Raw genomic sequence first — 13,376 nt, forward strand, 5'->3', positions numbered from 1 at the left:
GAGGTGATGATCGATGGCGGGCCGACCGGCCGAACCCGAAGTGATCTGGGCGCGCCCCGAGCGGACGGGCCGTGGGCCGAAACCGGCGTACACCCGCGCCGACATCGCGGCGGCGGCGGTGCGCATCGCCGACGCGGAAGGGCTCGACGCGGTGTCCATGCGGCACGTCGCGGCGGAGCTGGGCTGCGGGACCATGTCGCTGTACAACTACGTCCCCCGTAAGGAGGACCTGTACGAGCTGATGGTGGACGCGGTCAGCGGCGAGCACGAGCTGTGGGAGCCGACCGGTGACTGGCGGGCCGACATGCTCCGCGTCGCTCATCAGACCCGTGCGCTGATGCTCCGCCATCCCTGGCTGCCGGGGCTGATGTCGCCGGTCTACGGGTTCAGCCCCCACGCCCTGCGCTACATCGAGCACTGCCTGGTCTGCCTGGACCCGCTTCAGGCGTCCTACGGCACGAAGATGGAGCTGATCTCGATGCTGAACGCGGTCGTGACGGTGTATGTCTCGAACGAGATCGCCACGGCCGAGCGGGTGCGGTTGTTGCCGTGGTCGGAGGAGCAGGAGAACGCCGCGCGGACCGGCTATCTGGGCGGTCGGATCGCGAGCGGGGCGTATCCGCGGATGGCCGCGGCGTTCACGGAGGATGCGGGGCCGATCGATCTGGAGGCGGTGTTCGAGCGGACGTTGGGGAGAGTGCTCGATGCCTTTGAACCCGGGCGTCAGATCAGCTGAACCCAAGCGTCAGATCAGCGCGAACTGTCCCTCCGGGCCCTCTTCGTGGTGGTCGAGGACCGACGCCGGACGGTGAGCCGCATCCGGTACCGGCAGTACGCCCGCCTTGCGCAGCTCCGCTGTCGTGATCGGCGCCGTCTGCGTCAGCTCCCGCTGCCGAGGCCGCAGTTCCGCCAGCAGCGCCAGCACGGTGATCAGCTCCAGCAGCTCCGACGTCCACGCCTGCGGCCAGGCCGCCGGGCGGATCGCCGCCAGGGTGCCCGGCTCCGGGCCCTCGGTCGTCCGTGCCGCGAACCACTGCTCCAGCACCCGGACCCCGCCCGCCTCGAAGTCCCAGGCCTCCGGCGGCACCGGGGAGATGCGGCCCTCCTCGAGGTGGAGGGTTTCCTCGTCGCGGTCGTAGTGGACGGTCAGGGGGAGGGTGGGGAGCGGGGCACGGACGTAGGGGCGGCGGCCGCCGGGGAGTTTGGGGCGGTCACCGTCGCGGCGCATCAGCCAGAGCGTGCGGCGGCCCAGTTCGACGCCCTGGGCCCAGAGGTCCGGGTCCTCGGTGAGGGGGACGGTGAGGCCGGGGCGTACGGTCGCCAGCGTCCAGGCCAGGAAGTCCACGGGGGTGGGGGAGTGGCCGAGGCGGGCCGACAGATGGTCCAGCAGGCCGGGGGCCAGGTTCGGTTCCGTGCCGCCCGGGCGGCGGAACAGCGGGCGGACGCGGCCGGGGCGGAGCAACGGCAGGAGGGACGTGGCCAGGAGGCCGGGGCCGGGGGACTCCGGCGTCTCCACGACGAAGATCTGGTGCTCGTCGGCAACCCGCCACAACTCCGGCCGGGCCGCGTCGATCAGGCGATGGTCGGGGATCAGCCACTGCTCGTCGAAGGGCGCGTACAGGACGCGTACCGGCTCCGGGCAGGGGCCCGAAGCGCGGACCAGCTTCTCCGTGCCGCTGGTCTGGCCGGGCAGCCGGCCCACCGCCGAGTGCGGGGTGCGCGAACGCGTCGGCTCGAACAGCGCCTCCCGGTCGGGGCCCTCGGCCTTCATGAGCGCGTCCCAGCGGGCCTTCAGGGACGCCGGGTCGGCGGCCGTCGGCCACCCCCGGCCGAGCCGCGGCGGTGCGACGGACCACGGCATGAGGTCCGCCAGCGGCGGAGCGTCGTCGTGCGGCACGCTGGGCATCGTACGACGGGTCGGGGCGGGCCGGGTCAGGTGGCGTCGAGGGTCACCGTGAAGGAGAAGCGGTCGCCCCGGTAGTGGATGACCGCCACGTCCAACGGCCGGCCGGCCGTGTCGTAGGTGATGCCCGTGTAGTGCAGGATCGGGCTCAGCAGGGGGACTTGGAGCAGTTTCGCCGTCTCCGGGTCCGCCAGGCGGGCCTCCACCGTGTCCGTGATGCGGCTGATGTCCGCGCCCACCACGTCCCGCAGCACCTTCGTCATCGGCCAGCGGACCAGGTCCGCCAGGTCGATGCGTTCGGCCAGTTCCGGACGGACGTAGTTGCGGGCGTGGTTCGTCGGTTCGCCGGTCTTCTCGTCGCTGCGCAGCCGGTGGTACGTCGCCGCCTCGGTCAGGTCCGGGAAGAACTCGGCGAGTTCGGTCGGCAGGGGCGCCCGGCCGTGCTCCAGCAGCTCGGTCGTCATCCCGGACTGCTGGGCCACGATCGCGTCCACCGAGCCCAGCAGCCGTACGGGCGTGCCCCGGTGGGCGTCCGGCTCGATGAACGTGCCGCGCCTGCGGTGGCGGGAGATGAGCCCCTCGTCCTCCAGCTCCTTCAGCGCCTGCCGCATGGTCAGCACACTCACGCCGTAGTGCCCCGCCAGCTGCTCCTCGGTGGGCAGGCGCAGCGGATCCTGGGGGGCGCGGCCGAGTATCGAGGCGCGCAACGACTGCGACACCTGGTACCACAACGGCAGCTTGCGGTTCAGGACGATCGAGTCCGGGGCGAAGGAGGTCACGGGCTATCCGTACCTGTCTGCAACGTTCATTGCAACGGGCGGAAGTGACGCTCGAGGCCCTGCCACACGTCGTCGTAGCGCTGCTGGAGGTGTTCCGCGTGCGCCGCTTGCGGCGTGAGGGTCACCGGCCAACGGGTCTCGAACATGAACGCCAGTCCGTCGTCGATCTTCTGCGGCCGTAGCTCGGCGGCGCTCGCCCGGTCGAACGTCTCCCGGTCCGGGCCGTGCGCCGACATCATGTTGTGCAGCGAGCCACCGCCCGGCACGAAGCCCTCGGCCTTCGCGTCGTACGCGCCCTCGACGAGCCCCATGTACTCGCTCATCACATTGCGGTGGAAGTACGGCGGGCGGAAGGTGTCCTCGCCCACCAGCCAGCGTGGCGCGAAGACCACGAAGTCGACGCCCGCCAGGCCCGGGGTGTCCGACGGCGACGTCAGCACCGTGAAGATCGACGGGTCGGGGTGGTCGTACGAGATCGTGCCGATCACGTTGAAGCGGCGCAGGTCGTAGACGTACGGCACGTAGTTGCCGTGCCAGGCGACGACGTCGAGCGGGGAGTGGTCGTAGCGGGCCGTCCAGAGGTTGCCGCAGAACTTGTTCACCACCTCCACCGGCCCCTCGACGTCCTCGTACGCGGCGACGGGCGCGCGGAAGTCGCGGGCGCTCGCGAGCCCGTTGGCGCCGATGGGGCCGAGGTCGGGGAGGCGGAAGGGGGTGCCGTAGTTCTCGCAGACGTAACCGCGGGCGGAGGCGTCCAGCAGTTCGACCCGGAATCGGACCCCGCGCGGGATCAGTGCCACATGGCCGGGCTCCGCGTGCAGCGGTCCGAACTCCGTGCGCAGCAGCAGCCCGCCGCGCTCCGGGACGATCAGCAGCTCACCGTCGGCGTCGCTGAAGACGCGGTCCATGGAGGAACTGGCGTGATACAGGTGCACGGCCATGCCGGTGCGCTGGGTCGCGTCGCCGTTGCCGCCCAGGGTCCACAGGCCCGCCAGGAAGTCGGTCCCGTCCGCGGGTTCCGGCAGCGGGTTCCAGCGGAGCCGGTTCGGGTCGGCGACCGTCTCCGTGAAGGGCGCGGTGCGCAGCCCGCCGTTGTCGGTGCGGGTGAACGCCGGGTGGGCGGCCGAGGGGTGGATCCGGTAGAGCCACGAGCGGCGGTTGTGGGCCCTGGGTTCGGTGAACGCCGTACCGCTGAGCTGTTCCGCGTACAGGCCGAGGGGGGCGCGCTGCGGTGAGTTGCGGCCCTCGGGCAGTGCGCCCGGCACGGCCTGCGAGCTGTGCTCGTTGCCGAAACCGGAGAGATAGGACAGCCCTTCGGCGGTCTTCCGTGCGTCCCCGCTCATGATCGCTCCCTCGCAACCCGATTCCTATGTATCACCGTAGGATTGCGATTTCCCGGGCGCAAGGGGGCGCCGGCGCAAGGGGGGGAGAGGCTCGGGTCGTACGCGCCGGGAGGGGTGACCGGCGGCGAGAACCAGACTCCAGGGGGATCCGCGTTTCGGACCGGTGTTCTACCCTCCCGGGCATGTCGTGCAAGCGCAGCCTTCTCGGCGCGCTCGCGGTCTGTGTGCTGCTGGTCGGATCGGCGGGCTGCGGTACCGGCGATGCGCATGAGCAGAAGAGCCAGAACAGTGGGGAGTCCGCCTCGCCGGTGGGCCGGCTCCTCGACGACACGGACCAGGAAGGGCGGCGTTACCGTGAGGTGGACGAGAAGGACGCACCGCGGGTCGGCATCGAGGTGGAGCCCGACGACGACGGCGGCTGGGACGTCCGCCTGACCGTACGCGACTTCCGCTTCTCGCCGGCCGGTACGCGGCCGGCGGCGGTGCCCGGCCATGGCGTCGCCCTCCTCTTCGTGGACGAGCGGCCCGTCGCCGTCCTGCGCGGTGCCCGCCACCGCCTCGCGGCCGGATACCTCCCGCACGGCACCCACCAGGTCACCGCCCGCCTCTACGCCGACGACGACACCGTGTGGGCCGTCGACGGCAAGCCGGTGGAGAGCGCGGCGGCCATCACGGCGTCGGCGCCCGAGCCGGCACCCGCCGTGAGCGTGTCCGCCGCGGTGAGCGAAGGGGGCGCCGGTGCACGTACCGGGGGTCGACGTTCACCCGACCGCCGCGGAGAGGCATCATGAAGCCCGTGCCCCAAGCGACATCGCTACGCCGTGCGCCCGTGCAGCGGCGCAGTGCCGAACGGCTGACCAGGATCCTCGACGCCTGCGCCGACCTCCTCGACGAGGTCGGCTACGACGACCTGAGCACCCGTGCCGTCGCCCTGCGCGCCGGCGTCCCCATCGGCTCGGTCTACCGCTTCTTCGGCAACAAACGCCAGATGGCCGACGCCCTCGCCCAGCGCAACCTCGAGGGTTACTCCGAGCGCGTCACCCGGCGGCTGGAGAAGGCCGAGCGGGGCGACTGGCGCGCGGCCATGGACGCCGTACTGGACGAGTACCTGGCCATGAAGCGCACCGCGCCCGGCTTCTCCCTCGTCGACTTCGGCAACCAGATACCGGTCGGCGCCCGCCACGCCGAACCCAACCACCGCGTCGCCGACCGCCTCACCGACATGCTCTCCGGCTACCTCGGCCGCACCCCTGACGAGGACCTGCGCCGCACCTTCCTGATCGCCGTGGAGACCGCCGACACCCTCGTCCACCTCGCCTTCCGGGTGGCCCCGGAGGGGGACGAGAAGATCATCGAGGAGGCGCGGGCGATGCTGCGGGCCTATCTGGCGCGGGCACTGGACTGACATCTCCTGAGCCCTCCCCCTCGGGCATACCGGTCGGTATGCTCGGCGGCACGTTCGTGCGTCACCGTCGCCGCCGCCCTCCGGGAGGACCCGTGCCCCGCACCGCCCTGCGTATCTGCCCCCTGTGCGAGGCCACCTGCGGCCTGACCCTGACCATCGAGGGGACCCGGGTGACCGGGGCCCGCGGTGACCGCGACGACGTGTTCAGCCGTGGGTTCATCTGCCCGAAGGGGGCCTCCTTCGGAGCCGTCGACGGCGACCCCGACCGGCTGCGGACCCCGCTCGTGCGCAGGGACGGGGAGTTGCGCGAGGCCACCTGGGAGGAGGCGTTCGACGCGGTAGCGGCCGGTATCCGGCCCGTCGTCGAGCGATACGGGCCGAACGCCGTCGGTGTCGTCCTCGGCAACCCCAACGTGCACACGATGGCCGGCGCCCTCTACCCGCCGGTTCTGATCGCCGGCCTCGGCACCCGCAGCCTGTTCACCGCCTCCACGGTCGACCAGATGCCCAAGCACGTCTCCAGCGGACTGCTGTACGGCGACGCCAACGCCATACCCGTACCGGACCTGGACCGCACCGACCACCTGCTGCTCCTGGGCGCCAACCCGCTGGAGTCCAACGGAAGTCTGTGCACCGCCCCCGACTTCCCCGGCAAGCTCAAGGCCCTCAAGGCCCGCGGCGGCACCCTCACCGTCGTCGACCCCCGCCGCACCCGCACCGCCAAGCTCGCCGACCGGCACCTCGCGATCCGGCCCGGCACCGACGCCCTGCTGCTCGCGGCGATGGCGTACGTCCTCTTCGAGGAGGACCTCGTCGACCTCAAGGACCTCGCGGCCCATGTCCAGGGCGTCCAGGAACTCCGGGAGGCCGTACGGGACTTCACGCCCGAGGCCGTCGCCGGGGCCTGTGACGTCGAGGCCCCCGTGATCCGTGCCCTCGCCCGTGAACTCGCCGCCGCCCCCACCGCCGCCGTATACGGCCGCATCGGCAGCTGCACGGTCCCGCACGGCACCCTGGCCAGCTGGCTCGTCGACGTCCTCAACATCCTCACCGGCAACCTCGACCGCCCCGGCGGTGCCCTCTTCCCACAGGCCGCCACCGACCGGACACCCCGCCCCGCCGGCCCGGGGCACGGCTTCGCGCTCGGCCGCTGGCACTCCCGGGTGAGCCGACACCCCGAGGCGAAGGGGGAGTTGCCGCTCTCCGCCCTCGCCGAGGAGATCGACACCGCCACCGCCGAGGGCGAGCCGATCCGCGCACTCGTCGCCGTCGCCGCCAACCCCGTGCTGTCCGCACCCGACGGCGACCGGCTGGACAAGGCCCTGGACTCACTGGACTTCATGGTCAGCGTCGACCCGTACCTCAACGAGACCTCCCGCCACGCCGACGTCGTACTGCCGCCGCCCCCGCCCTCGCAGAGCCCGCACCACGACTTCGCCTTCAACACCCTGGCCGTGCGCAACCAGGTCCGCTACACGCGCCCCGCCGTCCCCCTCGAACCCGGCCGGATGGCCGAGACCGAGATCCTGGCCCGGCTGACCCTGGCCGTGACCGGCATGCACGGCGCCGACCCGTCCGCCGTCGACGCCCTGGTCATCGACCAGACCCTCGGCAAGGCCGTCAAGGATCCGCACTCCCCGGTGCACGGCCGCGACCCGCGTGAGCCGGCCGCCCTGCTCACCGGCGACACAGGGCCCGAGCGGCGGCTGGACATGATGCTGCGCCTGGGCCCCTACGGCGACGGCTTCGGCGCCCGCCCCGACGGGCTGAGTCTGGAGAAGCTGCTCGCCCACCCGCACGGCATCGACCTCGGACCGCTGCGCCCCCGGCTGCCGCAGCCGCTGAAGACCAGGAGCGGGCAGGTCGAGCTGCTGCCCCAGCCGATCGCGGCCGACCTGCCACGGCTTCGGCAGGCCCTGCGAGAGCGCCACGACGGGCTCGTCCTCGTCGGCCGCCGGCATCTGCGCTCCAACAACAGCTGGATGCACAACGTGCCCGCCCTCACCGGCGGCACCAATCGCTGCACCCTGCACATCCACCCGGAGGACGCCGAACGCCTCGGCGTGCGTGACGGGGCGCCGGTGCGCGTGAAGGGCGCCGGGGGAGAGGTGACCGCCCCGGCGGAGGTCACGGACGGCGTCAGGCGAGGTGTGGTGAGCCTGCCGCACGGCTGGGGCCACGACCGGCCCGGCACCCGCCTCGGACACGCCGCCGTCGACCCCGGCGTCAACGTCAACCAGCTCCTCGACGGCAGCCTGCTCGACCCGCTGTCGGGCAACGCGGTCCTCAACGGTGTGCCCGTGGAACTCGCTCCCGTGACCGAAAAGCTCACCGCGCTGACCTGAGCAAAGCTGTGACCTGGAGTTTTGCGCTTATTGCTCGCATGTCAACGTCTTGTTAACGCTGTTTGTCGCGACCTAACGTCAACGCACCGCCGACCCACTGGTGGGATGTTCAAGGGCGAACGTTAGGTATCCATTCATGTTGACCATCCTCGGCTTCGCGATGATCGCGACCTTCCTGGTCCTGATCATGCTGAAGAAGATGTCGCCGATCGCGGCGCTCGTGCTGATTCCGGCACTGTTCTGTGTCTTCGTCGGCAAGGGCGCCAAGCTCGGTGACTACGTCATCGACGGCGTCACCAGCCTCGCCCCCACCGCGGCGATGCTCATGTTCGCGATCGTCTACTTCGGTGTGATGATCGATGTCGGTCTCTTCGACCCGATCGTTCGGGGAATCCTGAAGTTCTGCAAGGCCGACCCGCTCCGCATCGTCGTCGGCACCGCCGTCCTCGCCGCGATCGTCTCGCTCGACGGCGACGGCTCGACCACCTTCATGATCACCGTCTCGGCGATGTACCCGCTGTACAAGCGCCTGAAGATGAGCCTCGTCGTGATGACCGGCGTCGCCGCCATGGCCAACGGCGTGATGAACACCCTGCCGTGGGGCGGCCCGACCGCCCGCGCCGCCACCGCGCTGAAGGTGGACGCCAGTGACATCTTCGTCCCGATGATCCCCGCCCTCGCCGTCGGTCTGCTGGGCGTCCTCGCCCTCGCCTACGTCCTCGGCCGCCGCGAGCGCAAGCGGCTCGGCGTGCTGACGCTGGACGAGGTGCTGGTGGAGGAGCCGGAGACGGAGACGGTGCTGGTCGGCGCGGGTTCGGCTGCGGCTTCGAGCGCGGCTGCGGGTTCGGGCGCGGGCAGGAAGGGCGGGCTCGGTGACGCCGCGGGCTCCGCTTCCGGCTCCGGCACGGGCGCCGACGAGCCCGACGAGGACGACGGCATGCTCAAGGTCCTCGACCCGGCCCGGTCCACCCTGCGCCCCAAGCTGTACTGGTTCAACGCGCTCCTCACGGTGACCCTGCTCACCGCCATGATCATGGAGTGGCTGCCGATCCCGGTGCTGTTCCTGCTCGGCGCCGCGCTCGCGCTCACCGTGAACTTCCCGCACATGCCCGACCAGAAGGCCCGCCTGGGCGCCCACGCCGAGAACGTCCTCAACGTCTCCGGCATGGTCTTCGCCGCCGCCGTCTTCACCGGCGTCCTCCAGGGCACCGGCATGGTGGACCACATGGCCAGGTGGCTGGTGGACAACATCCCCGCAGGGATGGGCCCGCACATGGCCTTCGTCACCGGCGTCCTGAGCATCCCGCTGACGTACTTCATGTCGAACGACGGCTTCTACTTCGGCATCCTCCCGGTGCTCGCCGAGGCCGGCCAGGCCCACGGCGTCTCCACCCTGGAGATCGCCCGCGCCTCGCTCGTCGGCCAGCCGCTGCACATGTCCAGCCCGCTGGTGCCCGCCGTGTACGTCCTGGTCGGCATGGCCAAGGTCGAGTTCGGCGACCACACCAAGTTCGTGGTGAAGTGGGCGGCGCTCACCTCGCTGGTGGTGCTCGGCGCGGGAATCCTGTTCGGCATCATCTGATCACCCGGCCGGCCGCTCGAGTGATGCTCGGTTGACCGCTCGATCGATCGCCCGGCTGACCGCTCGACTGACGCTCGCTCGACAACTCGTGGGAGGACATCCTCATGAGGCCCGGTGGGAACCGCGGCTGGCTGCTCCGTCTCGTCATCGCCTTCGGCTTCGCGCAGGGGGCGGTGTCGATGGCCCGGCCCGCCGTCTCCTACCGGGCCCTCGCGCTGGGCGCGGACGAGCGGGCGGTCGGTGTCATCGCGGGCGTCTACGCCCTGCTGCCGCTCTTCGCCGCCGTACCGCTCGGCCGGCGCACCGACCACGGCCGCTGCGCCCCCCTGCTGCCGGCCGGCGTGGTCCTCATAGCGGGCGGCTGCGCCCTGAGCGGCCTGGCGAGCTCCCTCTGGGCGATGGCCCTGTGGAGCGGCGTGATGGGACTCGGCCACCTGTGCTTCGTGATCGGCGCCCAGTCGCTCGTCGCCCGCCAGTCCGCCCCGCACGAACAGGACCGCAACTTCGGCCACTTCACCATCGGCGCCTCCCTCGGCCAGCTGATCGGGCCGGTCGCGGCGGGCGTCCTGATCGGCGGCCCCGACATGGCGGGCAGCAGCGCGCTGGCGCTCGTCGTGGCGGGCGCGGGGGCGGCGGTCGCGTTCACTTCACTGTGGCGCATCGAGGACCGTACGGCCGCCAAGTCCCGTACCGCGCAAGGCGAACGCGTCCCCGTCAGCCGCATTCTGCGGGCCCGGGGCGTGCCCGCGGGCATCTTCGTCAGCCTCTCCGTGCTCTCCGCGACCGACATCCTGACGGCGTACCTCCCGGTCGTCGGCGAGCACCGGGGCATCGCGCCATCGGTCGTCGGCGTGCTGCTGAGTCTGCGCGCGGCGGCCACCATCGCCTGCCGCCTGGTGCTGACCCCGCTGCTGCGGCTGCTCGGCCGCGCCCTGCTGCTCGCCGTCACCTGCCTGCTGGCGGCGGTGCTGTGCGCCGGGATCGCGCTGCCGGTGCCGGTGTGGACGCTGGGCCTGATGCTCGTCGCCCTCGGCTTCTGCCTGGGTGTCGGCCAGCCGCTGTCCATGACGACGGTCGTCCAGGCCGCCCCCGACGGCGCCCGCTCCACCGCCCTCGCCCTGCGCCTGACCGGCAACCGCCTCGGCCAGGTCGCCGCGCCGGCCGCGGCGGGCCTGGTCGCGGGAGTGGCGGGCGTGGCCGCGCCGTTCGTGATGCTCGGGGCACTGTTGCTGCTGTCCTCGGGCGTCGCGCTGCGGTCGCCGGACAGGACGGCGCGGGACGGCGACGGGGCGGCGAGCGGAGCGGTGAGCGGGGTGGCCCGGCGTCTCCGGCCGTCGTCGAGCCGGCAGAGCGACAGCCGACGATAGCTGACGGAGCGTACGGCGACGGGGCGTGCGTCATGTCCGTGATCCGCCGGGTTCGCGAGCCGCGCCCGGCGTCCGCCACCCCCTGAATCCGACCGTCCGCTTTCTCACCCACTGGACCGGAGCCCCCGGATCCCGTCAAGTGTCTTCCCTCAGCCGCGCACGGTCCGTTAACTTCCGTGACGCACAGCCCCGTACGACCCGCACGGGACAATTCAATCGCGGAGCACCAGCGCCCTAGTGAGCCCCCGGGGACACTTTCATGACACTCGCCATCTCCCTGCACGACGTGAGCAAGGCCTATGCACGAGGCGTCCGCGTGGTGGACCGGTTCTCGCTGGACATCGCGCCCGGCGAGTTCCTGGTCCTGCTGGGGCCCTCCGGATGCGGCAAGTCCACGGTGCTCAGAATGATCGCCGGCCTGGAGGACATCGACGAGGGCGTGCTGCGCCTCGACGGCGAGTACGCCAACGACCTGGCGCCGTCCGGGCGGGACATCGCGATGGTCTTCCAGAACTTCGCCCTCTACCCGAGCATGACCAGCCGGGACAACATCGGCTTCCCGCTGCGGATCGAGGCACCCGGCGCGGATCCGCGTCCGCGGGTGGACGCCACCGCGCGCATACTCGGCATCGAGGACCTCCTCGAGCGTCTGCCCAGCCAGCTCTCCGGCGGCGAACGCCAGCGCGTCGCCATGGGCCGGGCCATCTCCCGGCACCCGTCGGCGTTCCTGATGGACGAGCCGCTGTCCAACCTCGACGCCAAGCTCCGCAACCACCTGCGGGCCGAAATCTCCAAGCTCACCCGGGAGTTGGGCGTCACCACGGTGTACGTCACCCACGATCAGGCCGAGGCCATGTCGCTCGGCGACCGGGTCGCCGTCATGCGCGGCGGGGTACTCCAACAGCTGGACACCCCGCGCTCCGTCTACGCACTGCCCCGCAACGTCTTCGTCGCCGCCTTCATCGGCACCCCGCGCATCAACCTGCTGCGCGGCCTGGTCCGCGCCCCGCTCGACGGAGCGATGACCATCAGCCTCGGCAAGCAGTATCTCCGGCTGCCCGAACCGCTCTCCCTGGACCACCAGTTGCTGCGCGTGCAGCAGGGCCGCGAGGTGATCGTCGGGCTGCGCTCGGAGGCCGTACGCATCGCCGAGCGCACCGCCGCCCGGCCCGGCGAGGTGGCGATCACCGGCCTGGTGGAGCACGTGGAGTTCCAGGGGCACGAGGTGCTGGTCCACTTCAACACCGGCTCGCGCCTGGCCGTCGTACCGGAGTTGGAGGCGCCGCGCCCCGCCCCCCGGACGGCCCGCCGCAGGCGCCGCGAGGGCACGGTCATGGACCGCCTGCGGGGACGGGCGGGAAGCCTGCGCGCCGGACCGGTGGTCGTCCTGGACGACCCGGCGCAGACCGACCCCGCTCCGGTCCCGCCGGAGGGCCGCCTGCCCGGCGACCTCGTCGTGCGTACCACCCCCGACTTCGACCTCCGGCACGGCATGCAGGTCCCCCTCCTCGTCGACCTGGCCCATCTGTTCGTCTTCGATCAGCAGGGTGACCGCATCTGCCCACGGCCGGACCACTTGCCGGACCTGGAGGAGTGAGGGCGCCGGGACTGCTGGGGCGCAGGTGTCCGGCGCGCACAAACTGACACCGCTGGTTTGTGGGCCGGAAGACGCAGAGCCACGCCGCCGTGACCGCGGCCACGCTCGGACCGTGGCTCACGGCACCCGTTCGGACCGCGGCTCGGCCACCGCGGCCTGCTCCGCGCGCCGCCGCGACCGCGACCGCGACACCGCCACCCCCGCCAGGCACAGCGCCCCGCCCGCCAGGGTGAACGCCCCCGGTACCTCGCCCAGCACCAGCCACGACATCAGGACGACCAGTGCGGGGACCGCGTACGTCGTCGCGCCCATGCGGCCTGCGGTCGTACGGGCCAGGGCGTACGCCCAGGTCGTGAAGGCGAGCGCGGTGGGGAAGACGCCCAGGTAGACCATGTTGAGCGTGGCGGAGAGGGGCGCCTCGGCCGCCTCCCGCACCAGCTGCCCGGCGAACGGCAGGCACAGCACGGTACCGACCAGACACCCGAACGTCGTCACCTGCAGCGCGCTCGCCCGCGCAAGGGCCGGCTTCTGCGCCACGACCCCACCGGCGTACCCGACCGCCGCCAGCAGGCACAACACCACCCCGAGCAGCGAGGAACCGCCCCCGCCCGACATCGACAGCCCCACGGTCACCGCCCCCGCGAACGATACCGCCATCCCCGCCAGCAGCCGCGGCGGCATCGCGTCACCGAGCAGCCGGGCGCCCAGCAGGGCGATCAGGAGGGGACCGATGTTCACGACCAGGGCCGCCGTGCCCGCGTCGACCTGCTGCTCGCCCCAGTTGAGCACCACCATGTAGAAGCCGAACCACAGCACGCCGGACACCGCGATCCCGCGCCAGGCCGCCCGCGGCGGCCGGCCCTCGCGCCGCACGGCCCAGATCGCCCCCAGCACGACCGAGCCCGCCAGCAGCCGTCCGAGCGCCAGCGCGCCCGGCGAGTACGCGGCACCCGCACTGCGGATCGAGACGAAGGCGGAGGCCCACAGCACGACGGTGACCGTGGCGGCACCGGCGGCGAGCAGCTCCGTACGACGGGGCGGCGAGGTGTTCATCA

11 protein-coding genes are annotated in these 13,376 nt (G+C 72.0%); 7 read left to right on the forward strand and 4 right to left on the reverse strand.

Annotated features, from left to right (window positions below):
- Positions 1–13: 13 nt before the first annotated feature.
- Complete coding sequence (locus ACFY16_RS21260) at positions 14–736, forward strand: TetR/AcrR family transcriptional regulator (protein WP_390648701.1); 723 nt, start codon at positions 14–16, stop codon at positions 734–736.
- A 9-nt stretch (positions 737–745) separates the two neighbouring features.
- On the opposite strand, the gene ACFY16_RS21265 is transcribed toward ACFY16_RS21260, so the two are convergent.
- The 3 genes from ACFY16_RS21265 to hmgA are packed head-to-tail and all read right to left on the reverse strand — an operon-like array spanning position 746 to position 4,025.
- On the reverse strand, positions 746–1,906 hold the full coding sequence (locus ACFY16_RS21265; RefSeq protein ID WP_390648702.1) for a type ISP restriction/modification enzyme: 1,161 nt from the start codon (positions 1,904–1,906) through the stop codon (positions 746–748).
- Positions 1,907–1,932: 26 nt separating this feature from the next.
- On the reverse strand, positions 1,933–2,682 hold the full coding sequence (locus ACFY16_RS21270; protein WP_390648703.1) for a GntR family transcriptional regulator: 750 nt from the start codon (positions 2,680–2,682) through the stop codon (positions 1,933–1,935).
- Positions 2,683–2,708: 26 nt separating this feature from the next.
- On the reverse strand, positions 2,709–4,025 hold the full coding sequence (hmgA, locus tag ACFY16_RS21275) for a homogentisate 1,2-dioxygenase (protein ID WP_390648704.1): 1,317 nt from the start codon (positions 4,023–4,025) through the stop codon (positions 2,709–2,711).
- 182 nt (positions 4,026–4,207) lie between these two features.
- Between hmgA and ACFY16_RS21280 the strand changes: the two genes are divergently transcribed.
- The 6 genes from ACFY16_RS21280 (at position 4,208) to ACFY16_RS21305 (ending at position 12,321) form a co-directional block, all read left to right on the forward strand.
- Positions 4,208–4,816, forward strand: coding sequence for a hypothetical protein (locus tag ACFY16_RS21280; RefSeq protein WP_390648705.1), 609 nt, complete (start codon positions 4,208–4,210; stop codon positions 4,814–4,816).
- On the forward strand, positions 4,813–5,430 hold the full coding sequence (locus ACFY16_RS21285) for a TetR family transcriptional regulator (RefSeq protein ID WP_390648706.1): 618 nt from the start codon (positions 4,813–4,815) through the stop codon (positions 5,428–5,430). The genes ACFY16_RS21280 and ACFY16_RS21285 overlap by 4 nt, the downstream gene beginning before the upstream one ends.
- Before the next feature lie 92 nt (positions 5,431–5,522).
- Positions 5,523–7,775, forward strand: a complete 2,253-nt coding sequence (locus tag ACFY16_RS21290; protein ID WP_390648707.1) for a molybdopterin oxidoreductase family protein — start codon at positions 5,523–5,525, stop codon at positions 7,773–7,775.
- A 136-nt stretch (positions 7,776–7,911) separates the two neighbouring features.
- On the forward strand, positions 7,912–9,357 hold the full coding sequence (locus ACFY16_RS21295) for a CitMHS family transporter (RefSeq protein ID WP_390648708.1): 1,446 nt from the start codon (positions 7,912–7,914) through the stop codon (positions 9,355–9,357).
- Positions 9,358–9,461: 104 nt separating this feature from the next.
- Complete coding sequence (locus ACFY16_RS21300) at positions 9,462–10,724, forward strand: MFS transporter (RefSeq protein WP_390648709.1); 1,263 nt, start codon at positions 9,462–9,464, stop codon at positions 10,722–10,724.
- Positions 10,725–10,983: 259 nt separating this feature from the next.
- The gene (locus ACFY16_RS21305; protein ID WP_390648710.1) at positions 10,984–12,321 is read left to right on the forward strand and encodes an ABC transporter ATP-binding protein; all 1,338 of its coding nucleotides are present in this window, start codon (positions 10,984–10,986) and stop codon (positions 12,319–12,321) included.
- A gap of 117 nt (positions 12,322–12,438) precedes the next feature.
- On the opposite strand, the gene ACFY16_RS21310 is transcribed toward ACFY16_RS21305, so the two are convergent.
- Positions 12,439–13,374 carry a DMT family transporter gene (locus tag ACFY16_RS21310; protein ID WP_390648955.1) on the reverse strand — a complete coding sequence of 312 codons (936 nt, stop codon included), beginning with the start codon at positions 13,372–13,374 and terminating at the stop codon, positions 12,439–12,441.
- Positions 13,375–13,376 lie beyond the last annotated feature (2 nt).

This window comes from Streptomyces sp. NPDC001315, from assembly GCF_042896175.1.
GTDB lineage: Bacteria > Actinomycetota > Actinomycetes > Streptomycetales > Streptomycetaceae > Streptomyces.